This window comes from Rothia kristinae NBRC 15354, assembly GCF_001570865.1.
Classification (GTDB): domain Bacteria; phylum Actinomycetota; class Actinomycetes; order Actinomycetales; family Micrococcaceae; genus Rothia; species Rothia kristinae.
Window position 1 is genome coordinate 66,619 of the sequence record NZ_BCSM01000009.1, and the last position, 17,514, is coordinate 84,132.

Sequence of the window (17,514 nt, forward strand, 5' to 3'; positions counted from 1 at the left end):
CTCAGGCCGGGCGGGTGGTCTCGCGCCAGTCGATGGTGGCCGGCAGCTCGCGGGTGCCGGCCGGCAGCGGCTCGCCGTCCACCGCGGCGAGGATCGCCGCGACGGCCTCCCGGGCCATCGCCCCGTAGGGCTGCACCACGGTGCTCAGCTCGGGGCAGAAGATCCGGGAGGCCGCGGAGCCGTCGAAGCCCGTGACCTGCAGATCCCGCGGCACCCGCAGGCCCCGGCGTCGGGCCCAGCTCAGCACCGCGGCGGCCAGCAGGTCGTTGCTGCACATCACGGCCTCCGGGGCCGCGGCGGCCTCCCACGCCCGATCCAGCACGGGATCGATCTGCTCGGGGTCGGGCCACCAGCCCCGAGAGGGCTCCGGGCGCAGCACCGCAGGCTCCAGCCCCGCCTCGGCCATCGCCTCGGCGTGGCCCAGCAGGCGCGGGGCCTGCGGATCCCGCGAGGAGGTCAGGTGCAGGATCCGCCGGGCGCCCCGGGCGATGACGCCGCGGGTCAGCTCGCGCATCACCGTCCGGTTGTCGCAGGAGATGTCCGGGAAGTCGTGGCCCTTCGGCCGGTCGATCGTGACCACCGGCGCCCGCAGCCCCGGGTAGTCGCCGACCACCTGGGAGTGCGCCCCGGTGATGATCCCGTCCACCTGGTTGGCCAGCAGCATGTCCAGGTGCCGCCGCTCCCGATCCGGCCGCCCGGCGGAGTCGCACAGCAGCACCTTGTAGCCGGCCCCGGCCAGGCGGGTCTCCAGGGCTTCGGCCATCTGCCCGTAGAACGGGTGGGCCACCGTGGGGAAGATGATGCCGACCAGGCGGCTGGAGCGCTGCTGCAGGGAGCGGGCGATGGCATTGGGGCGGTAGCCCAGCTCCGCCATCGCCGCGTGCACCGCGTCCTTGGTCTTCTGGGAGAGGTAGCCGCGATCGTTGAGCACCCGGGAGACGGTGGTCGGGGAGACCCCGGCCGCGGCGGCCACATCGGCGAGCTTCGGCTGGGGCACGGTCATCTCCTGCGCGGGGAACGGGGCAGACACAGTCTACGCGGCGGCCCCCGCGTCGGGACCGGCACCGGCCGCCCCTCGATGACGCGCCCGCGCGTGCGGTGTGGCACACTGGACCCAGCCGATCACGCGCGGCGGGAGAGCCCCGGGACCCACCGGGCGCCGAAGGAGCAAACCCTCCCCGGGAAACTCTCAGGCCAAGGTACCGCCGCAGCCCAGGCGACTCTGGAGAGGGCCCTCAGCAGGACCCGCCGACGGGGCAAGGCGCTGGCCGAAACCCTCAGGTCACCGGACAGAGCGGGGAGGCGAGACCCCACCCCCAGCGGAGCTGCCATGACCTTCCTCGACCGCCACCTCGGACCCCGCCCCGACGAGATCGAGACCATGCTCGCCGACCTCGGACGCGACTCCCTGGACGCCCTGATCGACGCAGCCGTGCCCGGATCGGTGCGCCGCGCCGACGAGCTGACCCTGCCCGGGCTGGAAGAGCCCCTGGACGAGACCGCCGCCTTAGCCCGCATCCGCGAGCTCGCGGCGAAGAACACGGTGCGCGCCCAGATGATCGGGCAGGGCTACTACGAGACCGTGACCCCGGCGGTGCTGCGCCGGAACATCCTGGAGAACCCGGCCTGGTACACCTCCTACACCCCCTACCAGGCGGAGATCTCCCAGGGCCGGCTGGAGGCCCTGCTGAACTTCCAGAACGCGATGATGGACCTGACCGGCCTGGACATCGCCAACGCCTCCATGCTGGATGAGGCCACCTCCGCCGCCGAGGCCGTGCTGCTGATGCACCGGGCCAACCGGAAGGTCAAGCGGGGGGTCGCGGTGCTGGACGCCCGGCTGCTGCCGCAGACCCTGCAGATCACCCGGGGCCGGTTGGACGCCCTGGGTCTGGAGCACCGCACCGTGGACTTCGCCGCGGGCCAGTCCCTGCCCGAGGAGCCGGTCTTCGGGGTGCTGCTGACGCAGATCGGCTCCGAGGGGCAGCTGATCGACGTCGCCCCGCTGATCGCCGCCGCCAAGGAGGCCGGGGCCATGGCCACCGTGGCCTCCGACCCGCTGGCCCTGACCCTGCTGGCCTCCCCGGGGTCGCTGGGCGCCGACGCCGCCGTCGGCTCCTCCCAGCGCTTCGGGGTCCCGCTGTTCTTCGGCGGCCCGCACGCGGCCTTCCTCGCGGTGCGCAAGGGCCTGGAGCGCTCCCTGCCCGGGCGCCTGGTCGGGGTCTCCACGGACTCCTCGGGCCGCCCGGCCTACCGCCTGGCCCTGCAGACCCGCGAGCAGCACATCCGCCGGGAGAAGGCCACCTCCAACATCTGCACCGCCCAGGCCCTGCTGGCCATCGTCGCCGGGGCCTACGCCGTCTACCACGGGCCCCAGGGCCTGCGGCGCATCGCCGAGGACGTGCACGTCAAGGCCGCCTACCTGGCCGCGGGGCTCGGCGCTGCGGGCCTGGAGCCGGTGCACGCGGACTTCTTCGACACCGTGACCGTGCGGGTCCCGGGCCGGGCCGACGCGGTGCTGGCCGCCGCCGAGCGCGCCGGGATCAACCTGCGCCGAATCGACGCGGACACCCTCGGGATCTCGGTGGGCGAGCCGCACACCTGGGCCCAGCTCGACGACGTCCTGGCCGCCTTCGACGCCGCCCCGGACGGGCAGCCCGGGGCCGGCTTCGGCCGGGAGATCCCTGCGCCGCTGGCCCGTCGGGACGAGTACCTGACCCACCCGGTCTTCCATCGGCACCGCTCCGAGACCGCGATGATGCGCTACCTGCGGGAGCTGTCGGACAAGGACCTGGCGCTGGATCGCACCATGATCCCGCTGGGCTCGTGCACCATGAAGCTCAACGCCGCCGCGGAGATGGAGCCGATCTCCTGGCCCGAGTTCGCCGGGATCCACCCGTTGGCCCCGGCCGAGCAGACCGCCGGGTGGCTGGAGCTGATCGAGGACCTGGAGCGGTGGCTGTCCGCGATCACCGGGTACGCCGGGGTCTCCCTGCAGCCCAACGCGGGCTCCCAGGGGGAGTACGCGGGGCTGCTGGCGATCCGCGGCTACCACCGGGACCGCGGCGAGGAGGGCCGCGACGTCGTGCTCATCCCGGCCTCCGCGCACGGCACCAACGCCGCCTCCGCCGCCCTGGCCGGGCTGCGGGTGGTCGCGGTGGCCACCGCCGAGGACGGCTCGATCCTGCTGGATGACCTGGACGCGAAGATCGGCAAGCACCGCGAGGAGCTGGCCGGGATCATGATCACCTACCCCTCCACCCACGGGGTCTTCGAGGAGGACGTCGCCGAGGTCTGCGCCCGGGTGCACGCCGCAGGCGGCCAGGTGTACCTGGACGGGGCCAACCTCAACGCCCTGGTGGGCCTCGGCGCGCCGGGCGCCTTCGGCGGGGACGTCTCCCACCTGAACCTGCACAAGACCTTCTGCATCCCGCACGGCGGGGGCGGGCCCGGCGTCGGGCCCCTGGCGGTGGCCGAGCAGCTGCTGCCCTACCTGCCGGGGGATGCGGCCGCCGCCGGTGCCGGGCACGACGCCGCGGCGTCGGGCTCCTCCCGCACCGCTGCCGGCCGGGCCCAGGCGGTCTCCCAGGCGCTGTTCGGCTCCGCCGGGGTGCTGCCGATCTCCTGGATGTACATCGCGATGATGGGGGCTCAAGGCCTGCGCGAGGCCACCCGCACCGCGATCCTCAACGCCAACTGGCTGGCCCGGAAGCTGGATCCGCTGTTCCCGGTGCTCTACACCGGGCCCGGCGGGCTCGTGGCCCATGAGTGCATCCTGGACCTGCGCCCGCTGACCGAGGCCTCCGGGATCACCGCGGAGGACGTGTGCAAGCGGCTCATGGACTACGGCTTCCACGCCCCGACCCTGGCCTTCCCGGTGCCCGGCACCCTGATGGTCGAGCCCACCGAGTCCGAGGACCTCGCGGAGCTGACCCGCTTCGTCGACGCGATGAGCGCGATCCACGCGGAGATGACCGCGGTGGCCGAGGGGCGGGTGCCGGCCGCGGAATCCGCGCTGCGCCGCGCCCCGCACACCGCCGAGGCCCTGCTGGGCGCGGACTGGGACCGGCCGTACACCCGCGAGCAGGCCGCCTACCCGCTGCCCGCCCTGCGCACCGGGAAGTACTGGCCGCCGGTGGGCCGCATCGACGGCACCGCCGGGGACCGCAACCTGGTGTGCGAGTGCCCGCCGATCTCCGCCTTCGACATCGACGCCCACGACGACGCCGCGCACTCCGCCGCGGCCCAGGAGGACTGAACCGCCATGACCGAGACCCCCGTTCCCCCCGCCGTCGAGGACGGCCCGCGCCGCACCGCCCTGCACGCCGTGCACGAGGCCCTGGGGGCGCAGTTCACGGACTTCGGCGGCTGGGACATGCCGCTGAAGTACGCCAACGACGTCGCCGAGCACCAGGCCGTGCGCGAGGCCGCCGGGCTGTTCGACCTCTCCCACATGGGCGAGATCCGGGTGCGCGGGCCCCAGGCCGCTGACCTGCTGGACCACGCCCTGGTCTCCGCCTTCGGCGCCCTGGCCGTGGGACGGGCCAAGTACTCCCTGATGGCCACCGAGGACGGCGGGGTGGTGGATGACCTGATCACCTACCGCCTGGCCGAGCGGGACTACCTGGTGGTGCCCAACGCCGCCAACGTCGACGCCGTGCTGCGCGAGCTCACCGTGCGCGGGGTCGGCTTCGACGCCGAGGTGGCCGATGAGTCCGCGGCCAGCGCCCTGGTGGCCCTGCAGGGCCCGGCCGCCGTCGAGATCCTCGGGGATGCGCTCGAGGAGCTGCACCTGGCCGACGGCGGCACCGAGCTGTCCGGGCTGCGCTACTACGCCTGCGCCCCCGCGGTGGTCGGCGGGATCGACGTGCTGCTGGCCCGCACCGGCTACACCGGGGAGGACGGCTTCGAGCTGTACGTCGCCCGGGAGCAGGCCGAGCAGCTGTGGAGCGTGCTCGCCCAGGCCGGGGAGTCCCGCGGGGTCATGCCGGCGGGGCTTGCGGCCCGGGACTCGCTGCGCCTGGAGGCCGGGATGCCGCTGTACGGCCACGAGCTGGGCGCGCGGATCTCCCCCTACGCGGCCGGCCTGGGCGGGCTGGTGCGCGCCGGGCTGAAGGCCAAGGAGGACTTCGTCGGCCGCGCCGGGCTGGAGGGGGCCGGTGAGCGGGCCGAGGCCGAGGACGCCCGCGTCCTGGTCGGGCTGCGTGGCCTGGCCAAGCGCCCGGCCCGGGCCGGTGCTGCGATCGTGGAGGACGGGCAGACGATCGGGGAGGTCACCTCCGGGATCCCCTCGCCCACCCTGGGCCATCCGATCGCGATGGCCTTCCTGCGCGCGGACCGGGCCGAGCCCGGCACCGAGGTCACGGTGGACATCCGCGGGAAGCACGCGCAGTTCGAGGTCGTCCCGCTGCCCTTCTACCGGCGGGAGCGCTAGGCCCGTGGCCACCGACATCAGCGTGTTCGACCTGTTCAGCATCGGCGTCGGACCCTCCAGCTCTCACACGGTGGGCCCGATGCGAGCGGCCAACCGCTTCATCACGGAGCTGATCCGCGCGCACCAGCTGGACGACGTCGCGGACCTGCGGGTGGACCTGTACGGTTCGCTGGCGGCCACCGGCGCCGGGCACGGCACCATGTCCGCCACGCTGAAGGGCCTGGCCGGGTGGGTCCCGGAGACCATCGACGTGCCCGCCTCGGAGCGGCTCGTGCAGGAGAATCAGGCCACCGGGCGGCTGCGCCTGGCCGGGTTCGCCCCCGGCATCGAGCCGCGCGAGGCCGCCCGGGAGGACCTGGTGTCCGGCCCGGAGGTCGCGCTGACCGAGGCCGGGATGGTGCTGCGCCCGCTGACCGTGCTCGAGCGGCACACCAACGGGATCCGCTTCACCGCCGTGGACGCGGATGAGGCGGTGCTGCAGCAGCGCACGTACTTCTCGATCGGCGGCGGCTTCGTCATCGAGGAAGGGGAGGAGGCCGCCGGCGGGGACAGCCTGACGGATGTGCCCCACGCCTTCACCTCCTCGGCCGAGCTGCTGCAGATCGCCGACGACGCCGGGCTGTCCATCGCCCAGATCAAGCTGGCCAATGAGACCACCGCCCGCACGGAGGAGGAGGTCACCGCGGGGATCCTGCACATCTACCAGGTGATGCGCCAGTGCATCGGCTCCTCCCTGTCCCGCATCGGCTACCTGCCGGGCCCGCTGAAGGTCCGCTGCCGGGCGGGGCAGTGGCACCGGGAGCTGCTCGAGGAGGATCCGCGCAAGGAGCCCAGCTGGGCCATCGACTGGGTCAACCTCATCGCCCTGGCCGTCAACGAGGAGAACGCCTTCGGCGGGCGGGTGGTCACCGCGCCGACCAACGGGGCCGCCGGCATCCTGCCGGCGGTGCTGCACTACGCGATGAACTACCTGCCGGGCATCCGCACGGCGGGGCGCCGGGCCCGGGACCGGGCCGTGGTGGACTTCTTCCTCGCCGCGGCCGCCGTCGGGACCCTGTACAAGAAGAAGGCCTCGATCTCCGGGGCGGAGGTCGGCTGCCAGGGGGAGGTGGGCTCCGCCTCCTCGATGGCCGCGGCCGGACTGGCCCAGGTGATGGGCGGGACCCCGCACCAGGTGGAGAACGCCGCGGAGATCGCGATGGAGCACAACCTGGGTCTGACCTGCGACCCGGTGGGCGGGCTGGTGCAGATCCCGTGCATCGAGCGCAACGCGATGGCCGCGGCGAAGGCCGTGAACGCCGCCCGGATGGCCCTGCGCGGGGACGGGGAGCACCGGGTCTCCCTGGACCAGGTCATCGAGACGATGCGCCAGACCGGCGCGGACATGTCCCACCGGTACAAGGAGACCTCGGAGGGCGGGCTGGCGGTCAACGTCGTCGAGTGCTGACGGGGGCGCACAGGGGCCGAATGGGCCCTCCCGCGGGACAGGACGTAGGATCGAGGGGATCCCCTCGCCGCGGGCGGGAGGACCACGGCCCCCACGCGCCGCGCCCCGAGCGGACGCCGCCCGCGGGGCCCGGCACAGCACAGGCGAGGAACGGAAACAGCTCAGGATGGAACACGGCGCGGTCGAGAACCGCTCGGACCTGCGCGCCGCACCCGGCGCCACCGACCCCCTCCCCGCGGCCCCGCAGACCCCCGCGCACCCGGCCGCCCACCCCACCCGGACCCCGGGGCCCGACACCGCCGCGGCCCCCGGGCACATCGGCACCGGGTGGGCCCACGCCAAGATCATCCTCTTCGGCGAGCACGCCGTGGTCCACGGGCAGCCCGCCATCGCCTTCCCGCTGCGCAAGATCGGCCTGCAGGCCACCGCCGCTCCCGTGCCCGGCCCGCTGCGTCTGACCGTGGACATCTACGACGGCCCGTTGGCCCACGCCCCGGCCCGCCTCGGCTCCCTGGTCACCACCATCGAATCCACCCTGGACCTGCTGCACCACCCCCTGGAGGGCGTGCACGTGACCTGCTTGGGCGACGTCCCCCTGGAGCGCGGCCTCGGATCCAGCGCGGCCGGGGCCTCCTCGATCGTCAACGCGCTCGCGGACCTGATGGGCACCGAGCTGGACGAGCGCACCCGCTACGAGCTGGTCCAGACCGGGGAGCGGGTCGCCCACGGCAGCCCCTCCGGGCTGGACGCCTACACCGTGGTCACCCAGCGGCCCATCTGGTTCCAGGCCGGGCGGGTCGAGGACCTCGAGGTCGCGCTGTCCGCCCCGCTGGTGGTCGCCGACTCCGGGCGCCCCGGGGACACCCACTCCGCGGTGGCCGCCGTCGGGGAGATCCGCCGCTCGGACCCGGAGCTGGCCGCCGACTACTTCGAGACCATCCGCCACCACACCGTCGCCGCCCGGGCGGACCTCGCCGCCGACCGCGCCGCCTCCCTCGGCGCCCACATGGACGCCGTGCACGAGACCCTGCAGATCCTGTCCGTCTCCTGCGAGGAGCTGGACCACCTGGTCGGCACCGCCCGCGCGGCCGGGGCCCACGGGGCCAAGCTCACCGGCGGCGGGCGCGGCGGCTGCATCATCGCCCTGGCCCGGGACCGGGGCCACGCCCCCCAGCTGGCCCGGGCCCTGGAGGAGGCCGGGGCCGCCCAGACCTGGATCATCGACCCCGAGGAGTTCACCGCGTGAGCCGGCAGCCCGCCACCGCCGTGGCCCACCCCAACCTCGCCCTGATCAAGTATTGGGGCAAACGCGACGAGCAGCTCGTCCTGCCGCACACCGGCAGCCTCTCCCTGACCCTGGACGTCTTCCCGACCACCACCACCGTCACCCCGGACCCGGAACTGAGCGCGGACGCCTTCACCCTCAACGGCGTCGAGCAGACCGGCACCTCCGCGGCACGGGTCACCGCCTTCCTGGACCTGGTGCGCCGGCTGGCCGGTTCCACCGCGCACGCGCGGGTGGTCTCCGAGAACTCCGTGCCCACCGGGGCGGGGCTGGCCTCCTCCGCCTCGGGCTTCGCCGCCCTGGCCCGCGCGGCGGCCGCCGCCTACGGCCTGCCGGAGGACGCCCGCACCGTCTCCCGCCTGGCCCGGCGCGGCTCCGGCTCCGCCGCCCGCTCGGTGCTGGGCAACCTCGTGATCTGGCACGACGGCAAGGGGGCCGAGGATCCCGACGCCGCCTCCTTCGCCGAGCAGGTGCCCGGCCCGCAGCTCGGCATGGTCATCGCGGTGGTCTCCGCGCGGACCAAGGCCGTCTCCTCCCGGACCGCGATGCGCGAGACCGTGGCCACCTCCCCGTACTTCCCCGGCTGGGTGCAGTCCACCGCTCAGGATCTGCGGGACATGCGCGCGGCTCTGGCCGCCGGGGACGTGGAGGCCGTCGGAGAGCTCACCGAGTCCAGCGCCCTGCGCATGCACGCCGCGATCATGGGCAATCGGCCCCCGGTGCGCTACCTCGCCCCTACCTCCGTGGCGCTGTTCGACGCCGTCGCCGCCCTGCGCGCCGAGGGCCTGGGCGCCTGGGCCACCGCCGACGCCGGCCCCAACGTCGCCGTGCTGACCCGCGCCGAGGATGTCCCGACCCTGCGGGACCGGCTGGCCGAGCGCTTCCCGGATCTCCGGCTGATCAGCGCCCAGGCGGGCCCCGGGGCGCACCTGCTGGACCGGGGGCGGGCATGATCCCGGAGGACCCCGCCCCGCGGGTCACGACCGACGCCCCCGGCAAGCTGTACCTGCTGGGGGAGTACGCCGTCGTGGAGCCGGGACGCCAGGCCGTGCTGGTGGCCGTGGACCGGCGGGTCACCGTGCAGCTGCGGGACCTGGAGGAGACCGGGCTGCTGGAATCCCCCCACGCCCCGGACCCCACCCCGGTCACCTGGCGCCACGGTGCGGGCGGGCCGAGCTTCTCCGAGGAGGGCCAGGGCTACTACCGGTACGTGCGCGCGGCGATCACCGTGGTGGAGACCTGGCGCGCCGAATCCGGGCTGGCCCCGCGCCACTACGGACTGCGCATCACCAGCGGCCTGGACGACGCCGTCTCCGGCGCGAAGTTCGGCCTGGGCTCCTCCGCGGCGGTCACCGTGGCCGTCGTCGGGACCGTGGCCGCGGCCTACGGGCTGGATCCCACCCCCGAGCAGGTCTACCGCCTGGCCCTGATGGCCACCGTCATGGTCACGACCCTGACCTCCGGCGGGGACCTGGCCGCCTCCGCCCTGGGCGGGTGGGTGCACTACGCCTCCCCGGACCGCCAGGCCGTGGCGGACATGCTGGCCCGCGACGGCGTGAGCCGCACCCTGCGGGCTCCCTGGCCCGGGCTGCGCCTGGAACCGGCCCTGCCCGCCGGCACGCCCCTGCCGGTGCGCCTGGCCATCGGGTGGACCGGAACCCCCGCGGACACCCCCGAGCTGGTCGGGGCCGTGCGCCGCACCGCGCGCATCCCCCAGCACCTGCTGCAGCGCAGCGACGCCGCCGTGACCGCCTTCCGCGCCGCCCTGCGCGCGGCGGACGTCGAGGCGGCCGGGAAGGCCGTGGAGGCGGCCCGCGCGGTGCTGGCCGAGCTGTCCGCGCTGCGCGGCACCGTCATCGAGACCCCGCACCTGCGGGTGCTGTGCGAGACCGCCGCCGCGCACGGCTGGGCCGCGAAGTCCTCGGGAGCCGGGGGAGGGGACTGCGGGATCGCCCTGGCCGCGCGCGAGACGGACCCGGGCCGGCTGGGCGCGGCCTGGAGTGCGGCCGGGATCCGCCCGCTGGATCTGGCCGTGGCCCCCGAGGGACTGCGCGTGCGCCGCACGCGGGAGGAGGAGCAGCCGATGAGCCGAGGAGCGGCAGCATGAGCGGACAGCGCAAGGACGACCACCTGCACCTGGCCGCCGGCCAGCAGCGGCAGCTGCACCGGGACCCGGTCCCCACGGACTGGGACGACGTGCGCCTGCTGCACGAGGCCCTGGCCGGGATCGAGGCCGAGGACGTGGACCTGTCCGTGACCCTGCCCTGGGCCGGGGAGCGCGGGCCGGTGCGCTGGCCCGTGCCTTTCTACCTCAACGGCATGACCGGCGGCTCCGAGCACACGGGTGCGGTCAACGCAGCCCTCGGGGAGGCCGCGGCGGCCACCGGCCTGCCGATCGCCACCGGGTCCATGAGCATGTACCTCAAGGACCCCTCCACCCTGCCCAGCTTCCGGGTGCTGCGCGAGGCCAACCCGGAGGGCTTCGTCATGGCCAACCTCTCCGCCGAGGCCACCCCGGATCAGGCCCGCCGCGTCGTGGAGGCCCTGGAGGCCGACGCCCTGCAGATCCACATCAACGCGGTGCAGGAGACCGTGATGCCCGAGGGCGCCCGCGGCTTCTCCGCGTGGTGCGACGGCATCGCGGCCCTGGCCGAGCAGCTGTCCGTGCCGGTGGTGGTCAAGGAGGTCGGCTGCGGGATGACCCGCACCACCCTGGCCAAGCTCGCCCGCGCCGGGGTCCAGCTGGTGGACGTGGCCGGGCGCGGCGGCACGGACTTCGCCCGCATCGAGAACGACCGGCGCGACGGGCGCGACTACGCCTTCCTGCAGGGCTTCGGGCAGTCCGCCCCGATGGTCCTGCTCGACGCTCTCGGCGCCCGTGCGGGAACCCGGCTGCCCGCCCTGCTGGCCTCGGGCGGGGTGCGCCACCCCTACGACGTCGTGCGCGGACTGGCCCTGGGGGCGCGGGCCGTCGGGGTGGCCGGGACCTTCCTGCACGCCGTGCTCGCCGAGGATCCGGCCGGGTCCGCCGGGCCCGTCGCCCCCGACGGCGCCGAGCGCCTGACCGGGCTGATCCGCGCCTGGACCGAGCGGCTGCGCGAGCTGTGCGCCCTGCTCGGGGTGCGCACCCCGGCCGAGCTGACCCGCACGGACGTGCTCGTGGAGGGCCGCCTGGCCCACGCCGCCGCCCTGCGCGGAGCGGACCTGGCCGCCCTGGCCGCGCGCTCCGAGACCACCGCCTTCGAGGAGGACCCCGCATGACCGATCAGCCCCTCTACGCCCCCATCCCCCTGCAATGGGTCGGCCCGCTGCGCTTCAGCGGCAACGTGATCGACGGCGAGGAGGTCAGCGTCCCGCTGGCCACCTACGAATCCCCACTGTGGCCCTCCGTCAAACGCGGGGCGAAGGTCTCCGCGTTCGTCGATGGCGGCATCCGCGCGACCCTGGTGGACGAGCGGATGAGCCGCTCCGTGTACTTCCGCGCCGAGCACGCCGGGGCCGCGCTGGCCGCCGCCGAGGACCTGCGCACCCGCCGGGAGCAGATGCAGGAGGTGGTCTCCGGGGCCTCGCGCTTCGCCCGGCTGGTGGACCTGCACGTGCAGCACGCCGGGAACCTGCTGTTCGTGCGCTTCGAGTTCACCACCGGGGACGCCTCCGGGCACAACATGGTCACCCTCGCCGCGGACCACCTGATGCCCTGGATCCTCCAGCTGCACCCCGAGCTGGAGTACGGCTCGATCTCCGGGAACTTCTGCTCGGACAAGAAGGCGACCGCCGTCAACGGGATCCTGGGCCGGGGCAAGAACGTGGTCACGGAGCTGACCATCCCGCGGCGGATCGTGCAGCGGCTGCTGAAATCCACCCCGGAGGCCATCGCCCGGCTGAACACGGAGAAGAACCTCATCGGCACCACCCTGGCCGGGGGGCTGCGCTCGGCCAACGCCCACTACGCCAACATGCTGCTGGCCTTCTACCTGGCCACCGGGCAGGACGCGGCCAACATCGTGGAGGGCTCCCAGGGCATCACCCAGGCCGAGGTGCGCGACGGGGACCTGTACTTCGCCTGCAACCTGCCCAGCCTCATCGTCGGCTCGGTGGGCAACGGCAAGGGCGCGGGGCTGGAGACCGTGGAGGAGAACCTGCGGCGGCTGGGCTGCCGCGAGGAGCGCGAGCCCGGGGCCAACGCCCGGCGCCTGGCCGTGCTGTGCGCGGGCGCGGTGCTGTGCGGGGAGCTGTCCCTGCTGGCCGCCCAGACCAATCCGGGTGAGCTGATGGCCGCCCACGTGAAGATCGAGAGGAACGCCCGATGACCACCCCCGCCCTGGGCATCCAGGACATCACCTTCGCCACCGCCCACCACCGCCTGGACCTGGACCTGCTGGCCCAGCACCTGGGCATCGACCCCGCCAAGTTCTCCGTGGGCATCGGTCAGGAGGCCATGAGCCTGCCCGCCGAGGACGAGGACGTCGTCACCATGGGCGCCGCCGCCGCGGCCCGGATCCTGGCCGACAACGACGTCGAGGGGCTGCGCACCCTGATCTTCGCCACCGAATCCGGGATCGACCAGTCCAAGGCCGCCGGGGTGCACGTGGCCGCCCTGCTGGGCCTGCCCGCCCAGATCCGGGTGCTGGAGACCAAGCAGGCCTGCTACTCCGGGGCGGGGGCCCTGCAGCTGGCCCTGGGCGTGGTGGCCCGGCACCCGGAGGAGAAGGTGCTGGTCATCGCCTCGGACGTGGCCCGCTACGACCTGGACTCCCCGGGGGAGCCCACCCAGGGCGCGGCCGCGGTGGCCTTCCTGGTGCAGGCCGATCCCGCCCTGCTGGAGGTGGAGCCGGCCTCCGGGGTGCACACCGCGGACGTCCCGGACTTCTGGCGGCCCAACCACCGGGTCACGGCGCTGGTGGAGGGGAAGTTCTCCATCTCCGCGTACATGGACGCCCTGGAGGGGGCGTGGGAGGACTACCGCGCCCACGGCGGGGCCGCCTTCGAGGAGATCGACGCCTTCTGCTACCATCAGCCCTTCACCATGATGGCGGTCAAGGCCCACCAGCGCCTGCGCCGGCACGTGGGGGAGCCCCTGCCCAAGGCGGAGGTGGTCGAGGAGCTCGCCCCGACCGTCGGATACAACCGCGTGGTGGGCAACAGCTACACCGCCTCCGTGTTCCTGGCCCTCCTGGCCCTGCTGGACGGGGACGCGGACCTGACCGGGCGGCGCATCGGGATCTTCTCCTACGGCTCCGGGGCGGTCTCCGAGTTCTTCTCCGTGCGGGTGCTCCCGGGCTACCGGGCCCACCTGCACCGGGCCGAGCACGCCGCCCAGCTGGCCGCCCGCGAGCCCGTGGACGTCACCCGCTACCGCGAGCTGCACCCGGGCACGGCGGTCTCCGCCGCCGAGCAGCAGGCCAACCCGCGGGTCACCGCCGGCCCCTACCGCTTCGTCGGCATCGAGGGCGGGGTCCGCCGGTACGAGGCCACCGGCGCCTGAGCTCCAGTCCCGAGCCCGGCGCCCGAGCGCCCCGGCGGCGTCGTCGAGACCGCGGGAAGCGCTGAGCCCGTCCCCTGGACAGGACGGCAGGGTGTGTGTAATGTGGAGATTTGCGCTTTCCCTAGTTCTTTGTGCCTTCATATAGCGGTGGGTACAACCGATGGATCCAGCTTCCTCCCGTCCACGCCAGCACGACCACCGTCCGCACCGCATGACGCCGCCGCCACCGCGCGGCGCGGGCGCCGGGTGAGCGTCGTGCAGCGCCGAGGACCCGCGGGAGCGGTCGGATCCTGAAGGGGAGCCTTCGAGTACAGACAGGTCTGTGGAAGGATCCAATCTTGGTCGCCTCGAGCACCTCAAACAACGACGCCGCTGGCGCGACCGGAGCCCAGCACGACGGCTCCGCGTCCCGCATCTCATTCGCGAAGATCCACGAGCCGCTGAGCGTTCCGAATCTGCTGGCCCTGCAGACGGACAGCTTCGACCGCCTGGTCGGCAACGAGCGCTGGGCCCAGCGCGTCGCCGAGGCGGAGAAGACCGGGGACACCTCCGTGTCCACCGTCTCCGGCCTGACCGAGATCTTCGAGGAGATCTCCCCGATCGAGGACTTCCAGGGCACCATGTCCCTGTCCTTCTCCGAGCCGGAGTTCGCCGACCCCAAGTACTCCATGGAGGAGTGCAAGGACCGCGACGCCACCTACTCGGCCCCGCTGTACGTCAAGGCCGAGTTCATGAACAACGAGACCGGCGAGATCAAGCAGCAGACCGTCTTCATGGGCGACTTCCCGCTGATGACCGAGTCCGGCACCTTCGTGATCAACGGCTCCGAGCGCGTCGTCGTCTCCCAGCTGGTCCGCTCCCCGGGCGCCTACTTCGAGAAGTCCGCGGACCGCACCTCGGACAAGGACATCTACTCCGCGCGCATCATCCCCTCCCGCGGGGCCTGGTTCGAGCTGGAGATCGACAAGCGCGACCAGGTCGGGGTGCGCCTGGACCGCAAGCGCAAGCAGTCCGTGACCGTGCTGCTGAAGGCCCTGGGCTGGACCGAGTCCAAGATCCTCGAGGAGTTCGGCGAGTTCGACTCGATCCGCGCGACCCTCGAGAAGGACACCGTCGAGACCCGCGACGAGGCGCTGATCGACATCTACAAGAAGCTGCGCCCGGGTGAGCCGCCGACGGTGGACGCCGCCCAGTCCCTGCTGGACAACATGTACTTCACCCCCAAGCGCTACGACCTGGCGAAGGTCGGCCGGTACAAGATCAACCGGAAGCTGGGCCTGGACAAGAACCTCGCGGACAACGATTCCTCGGTGCTGACCCAGGAGGACATCGTCGCGATGATCCGCTACCTGGTGACCCTGCACGACGGCGGCACGACCATGAAGGGCGTGCGCGACGGGCAGTCCGTGGACATCCGCGTGGACACCGACGACATCGACCACTTCGGCAACCGCCGCATCCGCGCGGTCGGCGAGCTGATCGAGAACCAGATCCGCACCGGGCTGTCCCGCATGGAGCGGGTCGTGCGCGAGCGCATGACCACCCAGGACGTCGAGGCGATCACCCCGCAGACCCTGATCAACATCCGCCCCGTGGTGGCCTCGATCAAGGAGTTCTTCGGGACCTCCCAGCTGTCGCAGTTCATGGACCAGAACAACCCGCTGGCGGGCCTGACCCACAAGCGGCGCCTGTCCGCGCTGGGCCCGGGCGGTCTGTCCCGCGACCGCGCGGGCATGGAGGTGCGCGACGTGCACCCCTCCCACTACGGCCGCATGTGCCCCATCGAGTCCCCTGAGGGCCCGAACATCGGCCTGATCGGCTCGCTGGCCACCTTCGGCCGGATCAACCCTTTCGGGTTCATTGAGACCCCGTACCGCGTCGTCGAGCACGGGAAGGTCACCGACAAGGTCGTGTACCTGACCGCCGATGACGAGAAGGGCTCGATCATCGCGCAGGCCAACGCCCCGCTGACCGAGGACCAGCGCTTCGCCGAGGACACCGTCCTGTGCCGTGCGGCCAACGGCTCCGGCGAGGCCGAGGCGATCGCCGCGGACGAGGTCCAGTTCATGGACGTCTCCCCGCGCCAGATGGTCTCCGTGGCCACCTCGCTGATCCCGTACCTGGAGCACGACGACGCCAACCGCGCGCTGATGGGCGCGAACATGCAGCGTCAGGCCGTGCCGCTGCTGCAGTCCGAGTCCCCGGTGGTCGGCACCGGCATGGAGGGCTACGCGGCCCTGGACTCCGGGGACTCCGTGCTGGCCCGCAAGGCCGGCGTGGTCCGGGAGGTCTCCGCGGACCTGGTCGTGGTGGGCAACGACGACGGGACCACCACCTCCTACCCGATCTCCAAGTTCCAGCGCTCCAACCCGGGCAACTGCTACAACCACCGCGTCGTGGTCTCCGAGGGGGACCGCGTGGAGGTGCGCGGGCTGATCGCCGACGGTCCCTCCACGGACCAGGGCGAGCTGGCCCTGGGCAAGAACCTCCTGGTGGCGTACATGTCCTGGGAGGGGCTGAACTACGAGGACGCGATCATCCTGTCCCAGCGGATGGTCTCCGACGACGTGCTGACCTCGATCCACATCGAGGAGCACGAGATCGACGCCCGCGACACCAAGCTCGGCGCCGAGGAGATCACCCGGGACATCCCGAACGTCTCCGAGGACGTGCTCTCCGCCCTGGACGAGCGCGGCATCATCCACATCGGCGCCGAGGTCGAGGCCGGGGACATCCTGGTCGGCAAGGTCACCCCGAAGGGCGAGACCGAGCTGACCCCGGAGGAGCGGCTGCTGCGCGCGATCTTCGGCGAGAAGTCCCGCGAGGTGCGCGACACCTCCCTGAAGGTCCCGCACGGCGAGTCCGGCACCGTCATCGGGGTGCGGGTGTTCGACCGCGAGGACGACGACGAGGATATGCCCCCCGGGGTCAACCAGCTGGTGCGCGTGTACGTGGCCCAGAAGCGCAAGATCACCGACGGGGACAAGCTCGCCGGGCGCCACGGCAACAAGGGCGTGATCTCCAAGATTCTGCCCGTGGAGGACATGCCCTTCATGGCCGACGGCACCCCGGTGGACGTCATCCTCAACCCGCTGGGCGTGCCCGGGCGCATGAACATCGGGCAGGTGCTGGAGGTGCACACCGGCTGGCTGGCCAAGCAGGGCTGGAAGATCGAGGGGAACCCGGCGTGGCTGGAGAAGCTGCCGAACTTCCCCAAGGAGTCCGGCCCCACCAAGGTCGCCACCCCGGTGTTCGACGGCGCGGACGAGGACGAGATCTTCGACCTGCTGGACCACACCAACCTCAACCGCGACGGCGAGCGGCTGATCGACTCCACCGGCAAGGCCCAGCTGTTCGACGGGCGCACCGGCGAGCCGTTCCCGGACTCGATCTCGGTGGGCTACCAGTACATCCTGAAGCTGCACCACCTGGTGGACGACAAGATCCACGCCCGCTCCACCGGCCCGTACTCGATGATCACCCAGCAGCCGCTGGGCGGTAAGGCGCAGTTCGGCGGTCAGCGCTTCGGCGAGATGGAGGTGTGGGCCCTGGAGGCGTACGGCGCGGCCTACACCCTGCAGGAGATCCTGACCATCAAGTCCGATGACGTGCACGGTCGCGTGAAGGTCTACGAGGCCATCGTCAAGGGCGACAACATCCCCGAGCCGGGGGTGCCGGAGTCCTTCAAGGTGCTCATCAAGGAGATGCAGTCCCTGTGCCTGAACGTGGAGGTCCTCTCCAGCGACGGGCACGCCATCGAGATGCGCGACTCCGAGGACGAGAGCTACCGGGCCGCCGACGAGCTGGGCATCGACCTCTCCCACGCCGAGCCCAGCTCGGTCGAAGAGGTCTGATCCTCCCAC

Annotated in this window: 11 protein-coding genes and 1 riboswitch; of the genes, 10 read left to right on the top strand and 1 reads right to left on the bottom strand. The window is 72.9% G+C overall.

The features are described 5' to 3' along the window. Position 1: 1 nt before the first annotated feature. On the bottom strand, positions 2–1,003 hold the full coding sequence (locus tag KKR01S_RS06770) for a LacI family DNA-binding transcriptional regulator (RefSeq protein WP_058730963.1): 1,002 nt from the start codon (positions 1,001–1,003) through the stop codon (positions 2–4). A 119-nt stretch (positions 1,004–1,122) separates the two neighbouring features. After that, positions 1,123–1,215: riboswitch (glycine riboswitch) on the top strand. Positions 1,216–1,330: 115 nt separating this feature from the next. On the opposite strand from KKR01S_RS06770, the gene gcvP reads away from it, so the two are divergent. From gcvP to rpoB, 10 genes are all read left to right on the top strand, one after another. Continuing rightward, positions 1,331–4,258, top strand: coding sequence for an aminomethyl-transferring glycine dehydrogenase (gcvP, locus tag KKR01S_RS06775; protein WP_061225618.1), 2,928 nt, complete (start codon positions 1,331–1,333; stop codon positions 4,256–4,258). Positions 4,259–4,264: 6 nt separating this feature from the next. Beyond that, the gene (gcvT, locus tag KKR01S_RS06780) at positions 4,265–5,434 is read left to right on the top strand and encodes a glycine cleavage system aminomethyltransferase GcvT (RefSeq protein ID WP_061225619.1); all 1,170 of its coding nucleotides are present in this window, start codon (positions 4,265–4,267) and stop codon (positions 5,432–5,434) included. A 4-nt stretch (positions 5,435–5,438) separates the two neighbouring features. Further along, on the top strand, positions 5,439–6,881 hold the full coding sequence (locus KKR01S_RS06785; RefSeq protein ID WP_061225620.1) for an L-serine ammonia-lyase: 1,443 nt from the start codon (positions 5,439–5,441) through the stop codon (positions 6,879–6,881). 166 nt (positions 6,882–7,047) lie between these two features. Further along, entirely contained in the window at positions 7,048–8,127 is a 1,080-nt protein-coding gene (gene mvk / locus KKR01S_RS06790; RefSeq protein ID WP_061225621.1) for a mevalonate kinase, read from the top strand. Beyond that, positions 8,124–9,119: a diphosphomevalonate decarboxylase gene (mvaD, locus tag KKR01S_RS06795; RefSeq protein ID WP_061225622.1), complete on the top strand. Its 996-nt coding sequence runs from the start codon at positions 8,124–8,126 to the stop codon at positions 9,117–9,119. Before mvk ends, mvaD begins: the two co-directional genes overlap by 4 nt. Continuing rightward, positions 9,116–10,273: a phosphomevalonate kinase gene (locus KKR01S_RS06800; RefSeq protein WP_061225623.1), complete on the top strand. Its 1,158-nt coding sequence runs from the start codon at positions 9,116–9,118 to the stop codon at positions 10,271–10,273. The genes mvaD and KKR01S_RS06800 overlap by 4 nt, the downstream gene beginning before the upstream one ends. After that, positions 10,270–11,427: a type 2 isopentenyl-diphosphate Delta-isomerase gene (gene fni / locus KKR01S_RS06805; RefSeq protein ID WP_061225624.1), complete on the top strand. Its 1,158-nt coding sequence runs from the start codon at positions 10,270–10,272 to the stop codon at positions 11,425–11,427. The genes KKR01S_RS06800 and fni overlap by 4 nt, the downstream gene beginning before the upstream one ends. Continuing rightward, complete coding sequence (locus tag KKR01S_RS06810) at positions 11,424–12,476, top strand: hydroxymethylglutaryl-coenzyme A reductase family protein (protein WP_055684602.1); 1,053 nt, start codon at positions 11,424–11,426, stop codon at positions 12,474–12,476. Before fni ends, KKR01S_RS06810 begins: the two co-directional genes overlap by 4 nt. Then, the gene (locus KKR01S_RS06815; RefSeq protein ID WP_055684601.1) at positions 12,473–13,651 is read left to right on the top strand and encodes a hydroxymethylglutaryl-CoA synthase; all 1,179 of its coding nucleotides are present in this window, start codon (positions 12,473–12,475) and stop codon (positions 13,649–13,651) included. The genes KKR01S_RS06810 and KKR01S_RS06815 overlap by 4 nt, the downstream gene beginning before the upstream one ends. A 338-nt stretch (positions 13,652–13,989) precedes the next feature. Further along, the gene (rpoB, locus tag KKR01S_RS06820; protein ID WP_061225625.1) at positions 13,990–17,505 is read left to right on the top strand and encodes a DNA-directed RNA polymerase subunit beta; all 3,516 of its coding nucleotides are present in this window, start codon (positions 13,990–13,992) and stop codon (positions 17,503–17,505) included. Positions 17,506–17,514: the final 9 nt, after the last annotated feature.

What these genes read in the sequence shown, in the direction of transcription:
- KKR01S_RS06815 (WP_055684601.1), top strand. Translation starts at nt 12,473, where the DNA reads ATGACCACCCCCGCCCTGGGCATCCAGGACATCACCTTCGCCACCGCC.
- gcvT (WP_061225619.1), top strand. Translation starts at nt 4,265, where the DNA reads ATGACCGAGACCCCCGTTCCCCCCGCCGTCGAGGACGGCCCGCGCCGC.
- mvk (WP_061225621.1), top strand. Translation starts at nt 7,048, where the DNA reads ATGGAACACGGCGCGGTCGAGAACCGCTCGGACCTGCGCGCCGCACCC.
- KKR01S_RS06810 (WP_055684602.1), top strand. Translation starts at nt 11,424, where the DNA reads ATGACCGATCAGCCCCTCTACGCCCCCATCCCCCTGCAATGGGTCGGC.
- fni (WP_061225624.1), top strand. Translation starts at nt 10,270, where the DNA reads ATGAGCGGACAGCGCAAGGACGACCACCTGCACCTGGCCGCCGGCCAG.
- gcvP (WP_061225618.1), top strand. Translation starts at nt 1,331, where the DNA reads ATGACCTTCCTCGACCGCCACCTCGGACCCCGCCCCGACGAGATCGAG.
- KKR01S_RS06800 (WP_061225623.1), top strand. Translation starts at nt 9,116, where the DNA reads ATGATCCCGGAGGACCCCGCCCCGCGGGTCACGACCGACGCCCCCGGC.
- KKR01S_RS06770 (WP_058730963.1), bottom strand. Translation starts at nt 1,003, where the DNA reads ATGACCGTGCCCCAGCCGAAGCTCGCCGATGTGGCCGCCGCGGCCGGG.